This is a genomic window from Streptomyces sp. NBC_00536, assembly GCF_036346295.1.
Taxonomy (GTDB): domain Bacteria; phylum Actinomycetota; class Actinomycetes; order Streptomycetales; family Streptomycetaceae; genus Streptomyces.
Genome location: NZ_CP107819.1, coordinates 322,552 through 338,830, shown reverse-complemented (window position 1 = coordinate 338,830; position 16,279 = coordinate 322,552). Strand labels below are relative to the sequence as shown.

Sequence of the window (16,279 nt, the reverse complement as noted above, 5' to 3'; positions counted from 1 at the left end):
TCCCCGCCCGGAGGACACCTTGCAGAGCCCGCCCTCCCCGCACCACCCCACCCGCCGCAACGTCGTACGGGCCGGGGCCGGTGCCGCGGCCGTGCTCGCCGTCGGCGCCTGCCCCGCCCCGGCGAGCGCCGCGGCCCCCGGCACGGCCGCACCCGCCCCCGCCGCCCCGGCCACCCCCCGGGCCGCGGCGGCGCAGGCCCTGCCCCTGCGCACCGACGCCACCATCCAGGGCGATGTCCTCGCGGGCTTCCGCAAGGACCACGTCTGCCTGCTCCTCATCCACTTCCACGAGCCCGCGATGGCCCGCCGCTGGCTCGGCAAGCTCCTTCCCGAGCTGTCGACCACCGACAAGGTCACCCGGTTCAACCACGAGTTCAGCGCCGCGCGCAGGCTGCGGGGCGGCGTCGACCCGGCCACGATGTCCGTCCTGTGGACCGGCCTGAGCCTCACCCACCCCGGCCTGAGCGCCCTCGCCGGCAAGGACCCCTTCCCCGCCGTCCCGGCGGGCAGCACCGCCGAGGCCTTCGTCGAGGGCGCCGCCGCCCGCGCCGGGCAACTGGGCGACACCGGGGACAGCGCCCCCGACGGGTGGCTCTTCGGGGCGGCGGGTGCGGACGTGCACGCCGTCCTCACCCTGGCCGCCGACGACCCCAAGGGTCTGGCCGACGCCGTCGACCGGCACCGGAACTCCCTCGACCGTTCCATGGCCGAGGTGGTCTTCCGCCAGGACGGCGCCACCCTCCCCGGGGCACTGCGCGGACACGAGCACTTCGGGTTCCTCGACGCGATCAGCCAGCCCGGCGTACGCGGCTTCGACGCGCCCGACCCCGGGATCGGTACGGGCGTCCGGGGCAAGCCCGGTACCCGGCTGCTGCCGGCGGGTGAGTTCCTCGTCGGCCACGAACGCGTCGGCCACCGCCCCGCCGGACTGCCCGAGTGGGCCACCGGCGGCTCCTTCCACGTCGTACGCCGCCTCGCCCAGGACGTTCCCGGGTGGTGGGAGCAGGCGCAGGCGTGCCTGGCCGAGCTGAAGAAGTCCGGGGCGGCGCCCGCCGACGCGGGCCCGACCTGGCTCGCGGCCCGCATGGTCGGCCGCTGGCCCGGCGGCGCCCCGGTCGCCACCTGCCCCGCCGCCGAACGCGTACCGCGGCCCGGCGAGGACATCGACGGGATGCTCGACTTCCACGACGACCCGCAGGGCTGGACCACGCCCCTGTTCTCGCACATCCGCAAGAGCAACCCGCGCGCCGGACTCACCCCGGCCCCCGGGCGCCCGCCGCTGCCCGTCTCCGACCTGGACAACCGCCGCATCATCCGGCGCGGCATCCCCTTCGGCCCGCCCCACCCCGCCGCCGCCGGGCACGGCGGCGACGGTGGTTCCGGCGCCCGGGGCAACCCCCCGCACGACGCCGCGCGCGGGCTGCTCTTCATCAGCCACCAGGCCGACCTCGTCGAGCAGTTCGAGTTCATCGCGAAGCGCTGGATCAACAACGCGGACTTCCCGCCGGCCCGTCACCCGGTCCCCGGAGTCGACCCGGTGATCGGCGCCGGCTCGGCCGCGGCCTTCGAGTGCCCCTCGGACACCGGCAGCCGGGCCACCACCCTCTCCTTCGGCCGGTACGTCCGCACCGAGGGCACGGTGTACGCCTTCACCCCCTCGCTCCCCACCCTGCGCGCCCTGGCGGCGGGCAGGCTGGAGACGGCCATCGAGGTCCACCCCGGCACCGTGCTGCGGCCCGGGGACGTCCTGGACGCGGGCGCGGTCCGGCTGGGCCTGGAGACCGACGGAGACCTGGTCCTGCGCGACGGCGACGGCCGCGTCCTGTGGAAGGCGGGCACCGCCGGAGCGGGCGCCGAGGCGCGGTTCTCCGCCGACGGGGAACTGAGCGTCCACACCGAGGCCGGGGCGGTGAGCTGGTCCTCCAAGACCACCGGCCACCCGGGCGCCCGGCTGCTGGTCCGCCCGTCGGGCGACGCGGTCGTCCTCGACGGGGACCGGACGCTGTGGCGCGCGGCGGGGGAGGAGCGCAAGCACTGACACCCCCTGGCCGTGCCGTGACCGGAAGGGCTCACCGTGTCGCGGCGCGGCTCAGTCGGTGGGGGAGCGGTCCGAGACGGAGACCAGCAGGACGCGGGTGTCCGGACGCGTCGCGCGCCAGCGGTGGCGCACTCCTCCGGTGAGGTAGAGGGTGTCGCCCCGCCCGAGGCGGTAGGTGCGCCCCTCCGCCTCCACCTCGGCCTCGCCGTCCGCGACGTACATCAACTCGTCGCCCTGGTGCCGGAATTCGCGGTCGGCGTGCTGCGGGCCGGTGAACTCCAGGGCGTGCATCTGGTGGTGGCCCCGGACCAGGGGGCGGACCCCGGCGCCGGAGGCCAGGCCCGCGTCCTCCCGGGCGCGGACCACGTCGACGCCGCGGTCCGTGGCGTCGGCGGCGGCGAGGAGTTCGACGGCGGTGGTCCGCAGGCCGTCGGCGATGCGCTGGAGCGAGCGCATGCTGGGCCGGGCGCGCTCGTTCTCGATCTGGCTGAGGAAGGGCACGGAGAGGCCGCTGCGCTCCGCGACGGCGGCCAGGGTCAGGTCGAGGGCCCGCCGGCGGCGGCGTACGGCGGCGCCGAGCCCCGGGCTCGCCGCGTCGCCCGCGGCCGGTGTCTCCGTCATGATCACGTCCTCCCCGGGTCACCTTACGCGCGCCCGGGCGACGTTTCGTACGCCCGTCACACTGCCGACACACCACACCTCTACCTTCGAACTTGTTCGAGCTGATCAAAGAAAGTTTGAAGAGGGGTTGTCGTGTCTGAGGTGTCCGAGTTGCCCGAGTCTGCCGTGCCCGCTGTCGCTGTCGCTGTCGCTGTCGCTGTCGCTGTCGCCGTCGACCAGAACCAGCGCCGCCGCCGCGGCACCGGTCTCATCGCCCTCGATCCGGAAGCGGCCTTCGAGGGCCTCACCCTCTACGCCCCGCTGACCGGCGGCGGCGCGGTGTACCTGGTGAACCTGCGCGGCGAGTGCGTCCACACCTGGAAGCTGCCGTACCGCCCCGGCCGCCACGCGCGCATCCTCCCCGGCGGAGACCTCGCCTACAACGGGGTGCTGCCCGGCCAGGACGCCCTGTTCCCGATGTGGCACAAGTACCGGGGCGGCGTCCTCGGCGTCCACGCCCCCGACGGGACGGTGCTGCGCGAACACCGCGACCCGCTCCAGCACCACGACGCCCACCACCTGGACGACGGCGGGATCCTCTACACCGCCCTCGAACCCCTCACCGGCCCGGAGGCGGCCACCGTCCGGGGCGGCGTGCCCGGATCCGAGGCGAACGGCACCGTGTGGGCCGACACGATCAAGCAGGTCGACGCCGACGGGCGCGAGGTGTGGTCCTGGCGCGCCTCCGAACACCTGGACCGCGAGGCCTACCCGCTGCACCGCGACTACGCCCGCGAACACTGGCCGCTGATCAACTCCGTCACCCCGCTCGCCGACGGCAACGTCCTCGCCAGCCTGCGCAGCGTCTCCGCCGTCGTGGTCATCAGCCGGGAGACCGGCGAGGTCCTGTGGCGCACCGAACCGGGCACCGTGTCCCAGCAGCACCACCCCACCGAGCTGGCGGACGGCAATCTGCTGGTCTTCGACAACGGGGTGTTCCGCCCGGGACACGACGTCCCCTATTCGCGGGTGATCGAGATCGACCGCTCCACCGGGAAGATCGTCTGGGAGTACCACGACCCCGCCAAGGAATCCTTCTTCGCCCCCTTCATGGGCGCCGCGCAACGCCTCCCGAACGGGAACACGCTGATCACCGACTCCCCGGCCGGGCGCCTCTTCGAGGTCACCGCCGAGGGCCTGCTGGTCTGGGAGTACGTCGTCCCCCAGTTCGGCGGCTACGAGGAGGCCGAGGTCCGCGGCCTCTTCCCCGCCGAGCCGAACGCGGTCTTCCGCGCCTACCGCTACGCGGCCGCGGAGCTGCCCTGGCTGGAGAGCGGATCATGAGCACGCCACCCCCGCGGCCCGCGCTGCCCGCCCCCGCGGCGCCCCCCGCGCCGCCCGGTCCCGCCGACGAGCGGATACCCGTACGCCGCCTCGCCCCCCTCGCCGTCCAGCACGTCCTCGCCATGGCCGCCGCTCCCGTCTCCACCGTCTTCCTCACCGCGGGCGCCCTGCGGCTGACCGGCGCGCAGAGCGCCGCCCTGCTCAGCGCGGTGCTCGTGCTGTCCGGGGCCGGTTCCCTGCTCCAGTCCCTCGGCGTGTGGAAGTTCGGGGCGCGACTGCCCTTCGTCATGCTCCCCGGCGGCGCCGCGACCGCGCTGTTCCTCCAGACGGCCAAGGACCACGGTCCGGCCGTCGCCAGTGGATCGGTGCTCCTGGCCGCCGCGCTGCTCCTGGCGGTGGTCCCGCTGTACGCCCGGATCGTGCGCCTCTTCCCGCCGCTGGTCATGGGCGTCACCGTGCTGCTGATCGGGATCGCGATGGTCCGCGTCGCCGCACAGCTCATCGCGGGACCGGCCGGCACCCCGGCGCCGCGGGCCGTCGTACTGGCGGGCCTCACCGTGGCGGTGACCCTGGCCGCGTACCTGCTCCTGCGCGGCGTCTGGCGCCAGAGCGCCGTCCTCATCGGCATGGTCGCCGCGACCGTGATCGCGGCGGTGACGGGCCTCGGGACGTTCAGCCCGGCCGGGGGCGGCGGCTTCGCCGTCCCCCACCTCTTCCCTTACGGGACACCGCGGTTCGACCTCGTGGCGGCCCTGCCCCTGCTCCTCTTCAGCCTCACCACCCTCGCCGAGATCACCGGCCAGACCGTCCTCAACAGCGAGACGGTCGGACGCCCGGCCGATCCGGGCCGCGACGTCCCGAAGGTCGCCCGGGCCGACGCGCTGACCTCGCTCTTCGCCGGAGCGCTCGGTACGTCCTTGATGGTGACCAGCTCCGAGAACATCGGCATCAGCCGCCTGACCGGCGTCCGCAGCCGCCACGTCACCGCCGCGGCCGGGGCCCTGCTCATCGTCCTGGGCCTGCTCTCCCCGCTCTCCCGCGCGGTCGCGGGCCTGCCCCCGGCGGTGGTGGGCGGATCCGCGCTCGTCGTCTACGCGGTCATCGCCCTCATGGGCGTCCAGATGCTCGCCCGCGCCGGGCTGGGGGACAGCGGCCGGTCCATGGCCGCCGCCCTCGCCCTGGCCGTGGGCCTGCTCCCGCTCGTCGCCCCGAACCTCTACGGCGGCTTCCCGGCGTGGGTCCGTACCGTCCTCGGCTCCGGTGTGGTCGCGGGCACCCTCGCGGCCGTCGTGCTCCACGCCCTCTTCACGGTCCGCGCGGGATCGGTCAGGAATGGAGAAGCACCCCGGGACCCCCGGACCCTAGCGTGAAGCACATGGACATCAACCTTTCGCAGTGCTTCATCGCCGTCGACGACCACGACAAGGCGATCGCCTTCTACCGGGACGTGCTCGGGCTGGAGGTGCGCAACGACGTCGGGGCCCACGGGATGCGCTGGGTGACGGTCGGCGCGCCGTCGCAGCCCGACGTGGACATCGTCCTCGAACCGCCCCTCGCCAACCCGAACGCCTCCGCCGCCGACCAGGAGGCGATGGCGGGACTGCTGGCCAAGGGTCTGCTGCGCGGAGTCATCTTCCGGACCGACGACTGCGACGCCGTCTTCGAACGCGTCCGCGCCGCGGGCGGGGACGTGCTCCAGGAGCCGATCGACCAGCCGTGGGGCGTGCGCGACTGCGCCTTCCGCGACCCGGCCGGCAACATGCTGCGCTTCAGCCAGCCGCCGGCGAAGTGACCCCCGGCCCGTGAACCGGGCGCGACCCCGACGGGCGTCGCGCCCGTTCCGGGCGGCAGGGCGGATCAGGTAGACAGTGGTGGTGGACCGGTACCGCGGCCGCGCCGACGCAGCAGACATGGAGAGACGATGAGCAAGGCCACGAGGACCGACGCCCAGTCGCCCGCGCCGCACGGCGCCGACAGCCACGACCTGATCCGCGTGCACGGCGCGCGCGTGAACAACCTCAAGGACATCAGTGTCCAGATCCCGAAGCGCCGCCTGACGGTGTTCACCGGCGTCTCCGGCTCGGGCAAGAGCTCGCTGGTGTTCGGCACCATCGCCGCGGAATCGCAGCGGCTGATCAACGAGACCTACAGCGCCTTCGTCCAGGGCTTCATGACGACGATGGCCCGGCCCGAGGTCGACGTGCTCGACGGGCTGACCACCGCGATCATCGTCGACCAGCAGCGCATGGGCGCCGACCCCCGCTCCACGGTCGGCACCGCCACCGACGCCAACGCGATGCTGCGCATCCTCTTCAGCCGCCTCGGCACGCCGCACATCGGCCCGCCCGGCGCCTTCGCCTTCAACGTCCCCTCGGTCAAGGCCAGCGGCGCCATCACCGTCGAGCGCGGCGCCAGGAAGACGGTGAAGGCGACCTTCAGCCGCACGGGCGGCATGTGCACGCGCTGCGAGGGCCGCGGCGCGGTCACCGACATCGACCTCACCCAGCTCTATGACGCCTCCAAGTCGCTCGCCGAGGGCGCGTTCACCATCCCCGGCTGGAAGTCGGACAGCTTCTGGACCGTGCGGGTCTACGCCGAGTCGGGCCTCCTCGACCCGAACAAGCCGATCGCGAAGTTCACGAAGAAGGAGATGCAGGACTTCCTCTACCGGGAGCCCACCAAGGTGAAGGTCGAGGGCGTGAACCTCACCTACGAAGGGCTGATCCCCAAGATCCAGAAGTCGATGCTGTCCAAGGACCGCGAGGCGATGCAGCCGCACATCCGAGAGTTCGTGGACCGGGCGGTCACTTTCACCACCTGCCCCGAGTGCGACGGCACCCGGCTCAGCGAGGCGGCCCGGTCCTCCAAGATCAAGAAGATCAGCATCGCCGACGCCTGCGCGATGCAGATCAGCGACCTCGCCGCATGGGTCCGCGGCCTGGAGGAGCCCTCGGTGGCGCCCCTGCTCGCCACGCTGCGCCAGAGCCTCGACTCGTTCACCGAGATCGGGCTGGGCTACCTCTCGCTCGACCGGCCGTCGGGCACCCTCTCGGGCGGCGAGGCACAGCGCGTCAAGATGGTCCGCCACCTCGGCTCCCCGCTCACCGACGTCACCTACGTCTTCGACGAGCCCACCACGGGCCTGCACCCCCACGACATCCAGCGGATGAACGACCTGCTGCTGCGGCTGCGCGACAAGGGCAACACCGTGCTCGTCGTCGAGCACAAGCCGGAGACCATCGCGATCGCCGACCACGTCGTCGACCTCGGCCCCGGCGCCGGGGCGGGCGGCGGCGCGGTCTGCTTCGAGGGCACCGTCGAGGGCCTGCGGGCGGCCGGGACCATCACCGGCCGGCACTTCGACGACCGGGCCGCCGTCAAGGAGAGCGTGCGCAAGCCCACCGGGGCGCTGGAGATCCGCGGCGCGAACACGCACAACCTCCAGGGCGTCGACGTCGACATCCCGCTCGGGGTGCTGACCGTCGTCACCGGCGTGGCGGGCTCCGGCAAGAGTTCCCTGGTCCACGGCTCGATCCCGCCCGGCGCGGGCGTGGTCTCCGTCGACCAGGGCGCGATCCGCGGCTCGCGCCGCAGCAACCCGGCGACCTACACCGGACTGCTCGACCCGATCCGCAAGGCCTTCGCCAAGGCCAACGGCGTGAAACCGGCGTTGTTCAGCGCCAACTCCGAGGGCGCCTGCCCCGCCTGCAACGGCGCCGGGGTCATCTACACCGACCTGGCCATGATGGCCGGTGTCGCCAGCGTCTGCGAGGAGTGCGAGGGCAAGCGCTTCGACGCGTCCGTCCTCGACTACCACCTCGGCGGCCGGGACATCAGCGAGGTGCTCGCGATGTCGGTGACCGAAGCCGAGGAGTTCTTCGGCAGCGGCGAGGCGCGCACTCCGGCCGCGCACGCCGTCCTCGTCCGGCTCGCCGACGTCGGACTCGGCTACCTCAGCCTCGGCCAGCCGCTGACCACGCTGTCCGGCGGCGAGCGCCAGCGGCTCAAGCTCGCCACCCACATGGCGGAGAAGGGCGGGGTCTACGTCCTCGACGAACCGACCGCGGGCCTCCACCTCGCCGACGTCGAGCAGCTGCTCGGCCTGCTGGACCGGCTCGTGGACTCCGGCAAGTCCGTGATCGTCGTCGAGCACCACCAGGCCGTCATGGCGCACGCCGACTGGATCGTCGACCTCGGCCCGGGCGCCGGTCACGACGGCGGCCGGATCGTCTTCGAGGGCACCCCCGCAGACCTCGTCGCCGCCCGGTCCACCCTCACCGGCGAGCACCTGGCGGCCTACGTCGGCAGCTGACGGCGGGCCGCGCGGGCATCCGGCGGCCACCGCGGGCCCCGCGTCACCCGACTGGGGCGGCCCCGCTGGCGCCCCGGGGCCGCCCCCGGCTTGCTGGACGCATGAGACGAGGACACCCGGCGACACCCACGGAGCAGAGCCTGAGCACCCCGCGGATGGCAGGTCTGGCGGGGGTGCTCTTCGCCGTCCTGCTGGCGGGGGCGATCGTGCTCGCCCGGATCGCGCTCCCCGAAGGGGGCGGCGCCGCCCGGGTCACGGTCACCTCGGGCCAGCGGGACGCGGTGACCTCGGCGGTGGAACTCGTACCCTTCGCCGGGATCGCCTTCCTCTGGTTCATGGGGGCGCTGCGGGCGCACGCCGGGGACACCGAGGACCGGTTCGTCTCCACCGTCTTCCTCGGCAGCGGCCTGGTCTTCGTCGCCTGCCTCTTCGGCGCAGCCGCGGCCTCCGGCACGGTGCTCGACGCCGACCAGCCCCAGGAGTTCGGCCGCCACTTCGCGTACACCCTGCTCACCACCTACGCGATGCGCATGGCGGCCGTCTTCGTCCTCGCGACCTCGACGATCGGCCGCAGGCTCGGGGTCTTCCCGCGTCCGCTGGTCCTGGCCGGGTCCCTGACCGGACTCGTGCTGCTGGTCGTCGGCTCCTCGGTGCCGTGGTCCGAGCTGGTGTTCCCCGCCTGGGCCCTGCTCGTCAGCGTGTACCTCCTGAAGTCGCGCCTGGGGCGCCCGCACCCGGCCCCGCCCGCCCCCTGACCCGCGCCCCCCCGGCCTCACTCCGATGGCCGTCCCGGACGGGCCCCGCGCGGCCGTCGCCCGCAGGCTGGTCCGGGAAGCCGAGGGGGTCACCGAAAGGACCACACCTTGCTGAGGCTCGTCGTCGATCTCAACCGGTGCCAGGGATACGCGCAGTGCGCCTTCCTCGCCCCCGACGTCTTCGCTATGCACGGGGACGAGGGACTGCTCTACGACCCGCAGGCCGAGGCGGCCCAGCGCGAGCGCGTGGCCCAGGCCGCGGCCGCCTGTCCCGTGCAGGCCATCCTCGTGGACGAACTCGACCTGGCCGCCGCCGGGGAGGCACCCGATGCCTGACACCGCCCTGGAACAGCTCAAGCGCTCCGGCCGGATCGTGGTCGTCGGCGCTTCCCTGGCGGGCCTGCGCGCCGCCGAGACCATGCGGGAGAAGGGCTTCGCCGGTTCGTTGACCCTGATCGGCGACGAGCCGTACGAGCCCTACGACCGCCCGCCGCTCTCCAAGAGCGTCCTGCTGGGCCGGGCCGACGCGGACCGCACCCTGCTGCCCCGGCGCCGCGCCCTCGACGCCGAGTGGCGCCTGGGCGTACCGGCCGACGGCCTCGACATGGCGGCCCGTACGGTCCGGCTGGCCGACGGCGACACGGTGCCGTACGACCGCCTGCTGATCGCCACCGGGGTGCGCGCCCGGCCCTGGCCGAACGAGGCCGAGGGCGAACTCGACGGCGTCTTCACCCTGCGCACCCGCGACGACGGAGCGGCCCTGGCCCGGGCGCTGGCCGCAGGTCCGCGCCGGGTCCTGGTCATCGGCGCCGGATTCACCGGCTCCGAGATCGCCTCCGCCTGCCGCGAACGCGGGCTGGAGGTGACCGTCGCCGAACGCGGGGACGGCCCCCTGGTCGGCGCCCTCGGCGGGGTGATCGGCGCCGTCGCCGCCGAGCTGCAGCGCGAGCACGGCGTCGACCTGCGCACCGGGATCATGGTCACCGGGCTGGAGGGGGACGCGACCGGCCGCGTGCGGGCGGCGCACCTCTCCGACGGCACCACCCTGGAGTGCGACGTCGTGGTCGTCTCGCTGGGCGCCCAGCGCAACACCGAGTGGCTGACCGGTTCCGGGCTGGGGGCGGGCCCGCGCGGCATCGCCTGCGACGCGGGCTGCCGGGCCTTCGACATCCGCGGCATCGTCACCGACGACATCTATGTCGCGGGTGACGTGGCCCGTTCACCGCACGCGCTGTTCGGCTACCAGTTCCTGTCCCTGGAACACTGGGGCAACGCCGTCGCGCAGGCCGAGACCGCCGCCCACAACATGCTGAGCGAGAGCACCGAGCGCCGCCCGCACCTGTGGGTGCCCGCCTTCTGGTCCTCCCAGTTCGGGGTGAACATCAAATCCGTCGGCGTGCCCTCCATGGGCACCGAGATCATGATCGCCCAGGGCTCGCGCGCCGAACGCCGCTTCACCGGGGTCTACGGCTACCAGGGCCGGGTCATCGGAGCGGTCACCTTCGACAACTCGCGCTGGCTGCAGTTCTACGAGCAGCAGATCGAGGCCACCGCGCCCTTCCCGCTGCCGTTCACCACCGTCGACCGCCGCTCCGACGGCCACAAGCCCATGCCCGCGGACTTCCCCGACCCGTCCGTCCCCACGCACGGCCCGACCATCACCCTCAGCGGGTACTCGCCGGCCGACCGCCGGATCACCTTCACCCCCGCCGGGCACTGACCCGCACGCCCTCCGGAGGACCCGCAATGAACGACGGCATCCTGAGCCAGATCCTGGACTACGCGAACCGCGCGAACCCGTACCCGCTGTACGAGGAGCTGCGCAAGACCCCCGTCTTCCACGACGGGACCGGGCCGTACGTCATCAGCACCTACCACGACATCCAGAGCCTGCTGCACGACCCGCGGCTCAGCTCCGACTCCCGCAACCTGGCCGCCACGGCCGGGGACCCGCTGGCCGAGGGCGAGGGCGAGGAGGCCATGGCGCTGCCGCCGAGCTTCCTGAAACTGGACCCGCCGGAGCACGACCGGCTCCGCCGGATGACCAACCGGCCCTTCGGCCCGCCGCACTCCCCGCGCCGCGTCGACTCGATGCGCGGCGGCCTGAAGGACATTGTCACCGGGCTCATCGACAACCTGGGCGATCCCGGACGGATCGACCTGGTCGACCAGTTCGCCTACCCGTTCCCGGTCACGATGATCTGCCAGCTGCTCGGCGTGCCCCGCGAGGACGAGGCCCGCTTCCACGTCTGGGCCGACACCCTCGCCGCGAGCCTGGACCCCGATCCGGACGCCGACCCGGCGGAGCGGCAGCGGGCCACCCACGACTCCCGGATGGAACTCGGCATGTACCTCGCCGGGCTGATCGAGGAGCGGCGCAAGAACCCCGGCGACGACATGCTCTCCCAACTGGCCGTGGGACACGGCCCGGACGAGTCCATGTCGACGATGGAGCTGCTCAGCACGGCCGCCCTGCTGCTCATCGCCGGGCACGAGACGACGGTCAACCTGATCACGAACGGGATGCTGACGCTGCTGCGCAACCCGGACGTGCTGCGGCAGTTGCGCGAGGAACCCGCCCTGGCCGTCCCCCTCGTCGAGGAACTGCTGCGGTTCGAACCGCCGGTGCAGCTGCTGCCGCAGCGCACCCCGCTCGTCGACATCGAGGTCCGCGGGATCACCATCCCCAAGGGCTCCTCGATGTGGCTGATCCTGGCCTCCGGCAACCGGGACCCCGCCCGCTTCGAGGACGCGGACCGCTTCGACCCGCATCGCAAGGACATCCAGCACCTGGGCCTCGGCAGCGGCATCCACAGCTGCTTCGGCGCCCCGCTGGCCCGCCTGGAGGCGCAGCTCGCACTGAGCGAACTGGCCCGGCGCCTGGAGAACCCGCGGCTGCTGGAGGATCCGCCGCCCTACCGCCGGAACGCGGTCCTGCGCGGCCCCCGGCACCTGAGGATCACCTGCGACGGGATCCGCCCCTGAGACCCGCCACCGGCCGGGTCACGTCCCCGGTCGCTCACACCACCGGCCGGGTCACGCCCCCGCTCGCGCGCGCCACCACTGGACCGTCGCCTCGACCTGCTCGTCGAGGGGGGTGGCGCGCTGCGCGAACTCCGCCTCGTACGCCCGCGAGTCGACCACGAACGGCCGGTCGAACTGGTAGCGGATCTCCTTCAGTTCGCGGATCAGCGGGGAGAAGAGGCCGGCGACGCCGAGTACGGCGGGCGACAGCGCGCGCACCGCGACCGGCCCGGTGCCCGCGACGGCGGCGAGCCGGGCGACCATCTCCCGGGTGGAGAGCGCGGGCGCCGTCGGGACGTGCCAGGCGCGGCCCCAGGCCCGCTCCTCGCCCGCCACCTCGGCCAGGGCCCCGGCCACATCGGGGAGGTAGCTCCAGCTGTGCGGTGCGTCCGGATCCCCGAGCGCGGAGACCGGCTTGCCGCGCAGCACGCGGGGCACCACCCGCGCGGCCAGGTGCCCGCCGTCGGTCACGCCGGGCCCGAAGAAGTCCGAGGCCCGGACCTCGACCGCCTTGATCCGCCCCTGCTCGTGCAGGGCGCGCGCCCGCTCCCAGACGGCCGTGCGCACCCGCCCCTTGGGGCCGGTCGCCGCGAGCGGCAGCTCCTCCGTCAGGGGGCCGTCCACCGGACCGTAGCCGTAGAGGTTGCCCAGCAGGACCAGGACGGCGCCGGTCGCCTCGGCCGCCGCGCACAAGGAGGCGGCCAGCGGCGGCCACGCGCTCGCCCACTGGTGGTAGGGCGGCGCGGCGCAGCCGAAGACCGCGGCCGCGCCGCGCGCGGCCTCGGCCAGCCGCTCGCTGTCCGTCGCGTCCAGCGCGAGGTGCTCGATGCCGGGTTCGGGACTGCGGCCCGAGCGGGTGACGACCCGTACCGAATGGCCCCGCCCGGCCAGCAGCCGAGCGGTGGCGGCCCCGGCGGGCCCGAATCCTACGACGACGTAATGGCTCACGGACGCACAATAGTGCCCGTGCGCAGGCCACTTGACGGGGGCCCCGGACCGGTCTCAGGCCTCGTCGGCCCCGGTGCTGTCGGCGGCCGGGGCTTCGGCGCGGTGGACCAGCCGGTAGCCGAATCCGCGCTTGGTCCTGCGCCCTGCGCTCTGGCGCACCCGCGCCCGCCGCAGCGCCGCCTCGATGAGGCTGTTGACGGCGGGATTGCCGCGGCGCAGCCGGGTGAGCTGCTCGCGGGTGATCCCCGCCGCGTGCGCGGCGGTGCCGAGATGGGCGTCGCGGGCGAGGGAGCGCAGGAGGATGCCGAGGGCGAACCCGTTGAGCTGTCCGGGGTGTGCCACCCGCTCGGCGCCGGCCAGCGCGCCGGCCGCGGACAGGGCCGCATCGAAGGCCGGGTCCTGCCGCCAGTTGGCGAGGAGGGCTTCCGAGATGCCCGCGGCGGCGGCGCAGCCCGCGGGGCCGAGACCCATGGCGGCCGCGTGCAGGGCGTGGGCGCGGCGCACACCGGTCTCCGCGGTCAGGTCGGGCTGGCCGTGGACCGCGGTGATCAGGCCCTGGTCGACCTCGTCCATGCCGGTGAGCTGGTCGACCACGTGCTCCGCCCAGCCCGCGGGCCGGGCGGTCTCCTCCGGTACCGGGTTGTTCACGTTCCGCGTGCCTCCTGCCGGACCCTTCGGTCGTCGAACCCCATTGTGCGGGTGGGAGGGGTCCCCGTGCGGGTGGGAGGGCCCATCCGCACCGGGCCGTTACCCGTTCCTCATCCCCGCATCGTCTACAGTTCAGTAGACCGTCTACGCGATTGTAGTCGCCGGGTCTCACGCCCGGCTGCCCGCCGCCGCCCGGCCGGTGCCCGCCCGTCCGCCGCCCGATTCCCCTGAGAGGCCCGTCCATGGCCGCTTCCGCCGCGTCCGCGACCACCCTCGCGGTCAACCTGCTCGACGCGCATTCGCTCCTGGCCGCCTTCGGTGTGGTGGGCATCGCGGTGGTGATGTTCGCGGAGACCGGACTGCTGGTCGGCTTCTTCCTGCCGGGCGACTCGCTCCTCTTCACGGCCGGACTGCTGTGCGCCGGTTCGGCGGGCGACGCCACGACGCTGTCGCTCCCGCTGGTCCTGGCCGCCTCGGTGGCCGGCGCGCTGGCCGGGGCCCAGTGCGGCTACCTGATCGGCCGCCGCGCGGGCGGAGCCCTCCTCGGCCGCAGCCGGTCCAAGCGGCTGCACGAGGGCGCCGAGCGCGCCGAGGAACTGCTGGAGCGGTACGGGCACGCCAAGGCGATCGTGCTGGCCCGCTTCGTACCCGTGGTGCGTACGGTCCTCAACCCGCTCGCCGGGGCCCTGAACATCCCGGCCCGCGTCTTCACCCTGTGGCAGGTCGTCGGCGGCCTGGCCTGGACGGTGGGCCTGGTGCTCGCCGGATACGCGCTCGGCTCCTCCGTGCCCAACGTCGACCGCTACCTGCTGCCGCTCGTCGCCGTCATCGTCGCCGTGTCCCTCCTGCCCCTGGCGATCGAACTGCTCCGCTCCCGGCGGACCGGCAAGCAGCAGAACGGATCCGTTTGATGACCCCCGCGTACGCCCCCGCCTACGACGGCTCGACCGTCGACGGCCCCGCCTACGTCGAGGTGACCGGCCTCGCCCACGGCGCGCCCGGCTGGCTGGACACCCTCGTCTCGGCCTGGTCGGCCTACGGCCTCGCGTTCTTCGCCCTGCTGATGGCCGCGGCCTGGTGGCGGGCCCGGCGCGCGGGCACCCCCACGGTGGTCACCGCCCTCGCGGTCCCGCTGATCACCGTCCTCGCCTTCGGCGTCGACTCGCTGCTGAAACTCGTCGTGCGCGAGGACCGGCCCTGCCGGAGCCTGCACCTGCCGACGCTGGAAGCGTGCCCCGCTCCCGGTGACTGGTCCTTCCCCAGCAACCACGCCGCCCTCGCCGCCGCGGCCGCCGTCGCGCTCCTGTTCGTGTCGCGCAGGCTCGGCGCCGTGGCCCTGGCCGCGGCGGTCCTGATGGCCGCCTCCCGGGTGTGGGTGGGCGCGCACTACCCGCACGACGCGCTGGCCGGATGCCTGGTCGGCGCCGCGGTCGCCGCGGCCGCGGCCCGGGCCGTCCGGCGCCGCCAGGGCGCGCTGGCCGACCGGCTGAAGCGCGGCCCGCTGCGCCCGCTGCTGGCCACCGCGTGACCCGTACCGGCGCCGCCCGCCGCGCCGGGTGGTCGGCCGTGGCCTCGGCGGCGCTCTTCGCCCTGCTCACGGTGTGGGTCGTGCGCGCCCCGCAGCACCTGCTGCCCGCCGACGCGGGCCTGCACCGCTGGTCCGTGGGCCACCGCCCGGCCGTCGCCGCGGCGCTCGCCCGCGCGCTCACCGACACCGGAACCGGGTTGATCCCGTACGTCCTGCTCCTCGCGGCCGGGTGGTACGCGGGCCGCACCACCCGGCAGCGCGCGCTCACGGCCGTCGCGCTGCCGCTGTGCCTCGGCGCGGGCCAGGCCCTGCGCTACGGGGTCATGGCACTGGTCGCCCGCCCGCGGCCCCCGGCCGCCGACTGGGCCGCGCAGGCTTCGGGCTGGTCCTTCCCCTCGGGCCACACCGCCACCGCCGCGATGACCGCCGGGCTCCTGATCGCCGCACTGCTCCTGCGTGACGCGCGGCCGCCCCGCACCGCCGTCGTGCTCATCGCGCTCTGGGGAGCGGCGGTCGGCCTCACCCGGGTCTACCTCGGCGTCCACTGGTTCAGCGATGTGATCGGCGGCTGGCTCTTCGCCACGGCGTGGCTCGCGCTCCTCGCATGCGCGTACCTGCGCCGCACCGGCGCCCGGCCCCCGGCTCCGGTCAGGCCGGGGTGAAGATGTGTTCGGGGGCGTCGTCGAGGATGAACCCGTTGTCGAAGCGGACCCGGACCGTCGCGCGCAGCCGCTGCTCCTGGTAGGCGGTCCAGGCGGGTTCCAGGGAACCGACCTTCTCCTCCAGCTGCTGCCTGCTCGCCGGGGGCATCTCGTGGCCGTAGGAGTCGAGGAGCGAGGAGAGCCGGAGGTACTCGCCCGCCTCCGGGCTCTGTTCGTCGCGGGTGACCACGCGGTCCACGGTGCCCGGGGTGCCCGCCGCGAGGGACGGGGATCCGGCGACGGTGCCCGTCGGCGCCGAGGGGTCGGCCGAGGGGCCGGTCGAGGGGCCGTCTGCCACCGCGACCCATTCGGTGAGTCTGATGTCCGCCGCGAGCTGTACCCGCTGGCCTTCCTGGAGGGTCATGGGCCCATTATCCGCCG

At 74.2% G+C, this 16,279-nt stretch carries 16 protein-coding genes; 12 read left to right on the top strand and 4 right to left on the bottom strand.

The annotated features are described in order from the left end of the window. Positions 1–19 precede the first annotated feature (19 nt). Positions 20–2,038: a peroxidase gene (locus tag OHS33_RS01550; RefSeq protein WP_330328549.1), complete on the top strand. Its 2,019-nt coding sequence runs from the start codon at positions 20–22 to the stop codon at positions 2,036–2,038. A gap of 51 nt (positions 2,039–2,089) precedes the next feature. Here OHS33_RS01550 and OHS33_RS01545 read toward each other — a convergent pair whose 3' ends face one another. Beyond that, a complete protein-coding gene (locus OHS33_RS01545; protein ID WP_330328548.1) occupies positions 2,090–2,659 on the bottom strand; it encodes a helix-turn-helix domain-containing protein in 570 nt (189 codons plus the stop codon). Positions 2,660–2,824: 165 nt separating this feature from the next. On the opposite strand from OHS33_RS01545, the gene OHS33_RS01540 reads away from it, so the two are divergent. The 8 genes from OHS33_RS01540 (at position 2,825) to OHS33_RS01505 (ending at position 12,034) form a co-directional block, all read left to right on the top strand. Next, positions 2,825–3,982, top strand: coding sequence for an aryl-sulfate sulfotransferase (locus OHS33_RS01540; RefSeq protein WP_443065400.1), 1,158 nt, complete (start codon positions 2,825–2,827; stop codon positions 3,980–3,982). Further along, positions 3,979–5,352 (top strand): uracil-xanthine permease family protein, encoded by a 1,374-nt coding sequence (locus OHS33_RS01535; protein ID WP_330328546.1) that lies wholly within the window; start codon positions 3,979–3,981, stop codon positions 5,350–5,352. Before OHS33_RS01540 ends, OHS33_RS01535 begins: the two co-directional genes overlap by 4 nt. A 5-nt stretch (positions 5,353–5,357) precedes the next feature. Continuing rightward, complete coding sequence (locus OHS33_RS01530; protein WP_330328545.1) at positions 5,358–5,774, top strand: VOC family protein; 417 nt, start codon at positions 5,358–5,360, stop codon at positions 5,772–5,774. 129 nt (positions 5,775–5,903) lie between these two features. Next, positions 5,904–8,294 carry an excinuclease ABC subunit UvrA gene (locus OHS33_RS01525; protein ID WP_330328544.1) on the top strand — a complete coding sequence of 797 codons (2,391 nt, stop codon included), beginning with the start codon at positions 5,904–5,906 and terminating at the stop codon, positions 8,292–8,294. 101 nt (positions 8,295–8,395) lie between these two features. Further along, a complete protein-coding gene (locus OHS33_RS01520; protein WP_330328543.1) occupies positions 8,396–9,049 on the top strand; it encodes a hypothetical protein in 654 nt (217 codons plus the stop codon). A gap of 111 nt (positions 9,050–9,160) precedes the next feature. After that, positions 9,161–9,385 (top strand): ferredoxin, encoded by a 225-nt coding sequence (locus OHS33_RS01515; RefSeq protein WP_330334857.1) that lies wholly within the window; start codon positions 9,161–9,163, stop codon positions 9,383–9,385. Next, positions 9,378–10,769: an NAD(P)/FAD-dependent oxidoreductase gene (locus OHS33_RS01510; protein ID WP_330328542.1), complete on the top strand. Its 1,392-nt coding sequence runs from the start codon at positions 9,378–9,380 to the stop codon at positions 10,767–10,769. The genes OHS33_RS01515 and OHS33_RS01510 overlap by 8 nt, the downstream gene beginning before the upstream one ends. Positions 10,770–10,795: 26 nt before the next feature. Continuing rightward, the gene (locus OHS33_RS01505; protein ID WP_330328541.1) at positions 10,796–12,034 is read left to right on the top strand and encodes a cytochrome P450; all 1,239 of its coding nucleotides are present in this window, start codon (positions 10,796–10,798) and stop codon (positions 12,032–12,034) included. Between the two features lie 51 nt (positions 12,035–12,085). On the opposite strand, the gene OHS33_RS01500 is transcribed toward OHS33_RS01505, so the two are convergent. Further along, positions 12,086–13,021, bottom strand: a complete 936-nt coding sequence (locus OHS33_RS01500; protein WP_330328540.1) for an NAD-dependent epimerase/dehydratase family protein — start codon at positions 13,019–13,021, stop codon at positions 12,086–12,088. Positions 13,022–13,075: 54 nt separating this feature from the next. Next, positions 13,076–13,669: a hypothetical protein gene (locus OHS33_RS01495; RefSeq protein WP_330328539.1), complete on the bottom strand. Its 594-nt coding sequence runs from the start codon at positions 13,667–13,669 to the stop codon at positions 13,076–13,078. A 242-nt stretch (positions 13,670–13,911) separates the two neighbouring features. On the opposite strand from OHS33_RS01495, the gene OHS33_RS01490 reads away from it, so the two are divergent. Genes OHS33_RS01490 through OHS33_RS01480 form a run of 3 tightly spaced genes read left to right on the top strand, consistent with a single transcriptional unit; the run spans position 13,912 to position 15,859 of the window. Then, the gene (locus OHS33_RS01490; protein ID WP_330328538.1) at positions 13,912–14,580 is read left to right on the top strand and encodes a DedA family protein; all 669 of its coding nucleotides are present in this window, start codon (positions 13,912–13,914) and stop codon (positions 14,578–14,580) included. Further along, entirely contained in the window at positions 14,580–15,197 is a 618-nt protein-coding gene (locus OHS33_RS01485) for a phosphatase PAP2 family protein (RefSeq protein ID WP_330328537.1), read from the top strand. Before OHS33_RS01490 ends, OHS33_RS01485 begins: the two co-directional genes overlap by 1 nt. Then, on the top strand, positions 15,194–15,859 hold the full coding sequence (locus tag OHS33_RS01480) for a phosphatase PAP2 family protein (RefSeq protein WP_330328536.1): 666 nt from the start codon (positions 15,194–15,196) through the stop codon (positions 15,857–15,859). The genes OHS33_RS01485 and OHS33_RS01480 overlap by 4 nt, the downstream gene beginning before the upstream one ends. Here OHS33_RS01480 and OHS33_RS01475 read toward each other — a convergent pair. Continuing rightward, a complete protein-coding gene (locus OHS33_RS01475) occupies positions 15,846–16,262 on the bottom strand; it encodes a hypothetical protein (RefSeq protein ID WP_330328535.1) in 417 nt (138 codons plus the stop codon). The two genes, OHS33_RS01480 and OHS33_RS01475, sit on opposite strands and share 14 nt — an antisense overlap. Positions 16,263–16,279: the final 17 nt, after the last annotated feature.

Coding starts and splice junctions, on each gene's coding strand:
- OHS33_RS01545 (WP_330328548.1), bottom strand. CDS start 2,659: ATGACGGAGACACCGGCCGCGGGCGACGCGGCGAGCCCGGGGCTCGGC.
- OHS33_RS01535 (WP_330328546.1), top strand. CDS start 3,979: ATGAGCACGCCACCCCCGCGGCCCGCGCTGCCCGCCCCCGCGGCGCCC.
- OHS33_RS01530 (WP_330328545.1), top strand. CDS start 5,358: ATGGACATCAACCTTTCGCAGTGCTTCATCGCCGTCGACGACCACGAC.
- OHS33_RS01525 (WP_330328544.1), top strand. CDS start 5,904: ATGAGCAAGGCCACGAGGACCGACGCCCAGTCGCCCGCGCCGCACGGC.
- OHS33_RS01520 (WP_330328543.1), top strand. CDS start 8,396: ATGAGACGAGGACACCCGGCGACACCCACGGAGCAGAGCCTGAGCACC.
- OHS33_RS01510 (WP_330328542.1), top strand. CDS start 9,378: ATGCCTGACACCGCCCTGGAACAGCTCAAGCGCTCCGGCCGGATCGTG.
- OHS33_RS01505 (WP_330328541.1), top strand. CDS start 10,796: ATGAACGACGGCATCCTGAGCCAGATCCTGGACTACGCGAACCGCGCG.
- OHS33_RS01490 (WP_330328538.1), top strand. CDS start 13,912: ATGGCCGCTTCCGCCGCGTCCGCGACCACCCTCGCGGTCAACCTGCTC.
- OHS33_RS01485 (WP_330328537.1), top strand. CDS start 14,580: ATGACCCCCGCGTACGCCCCCGCCTACGACGGCTCGACCGTCGACGGC.
- OHS33_RS01475 (WP_330328535.1), bottom strand. CDS start 16,262: ATGACCCTCCAGGAAGGCCAGCGGGTACAGCTCGCGGCGGACATCAGA.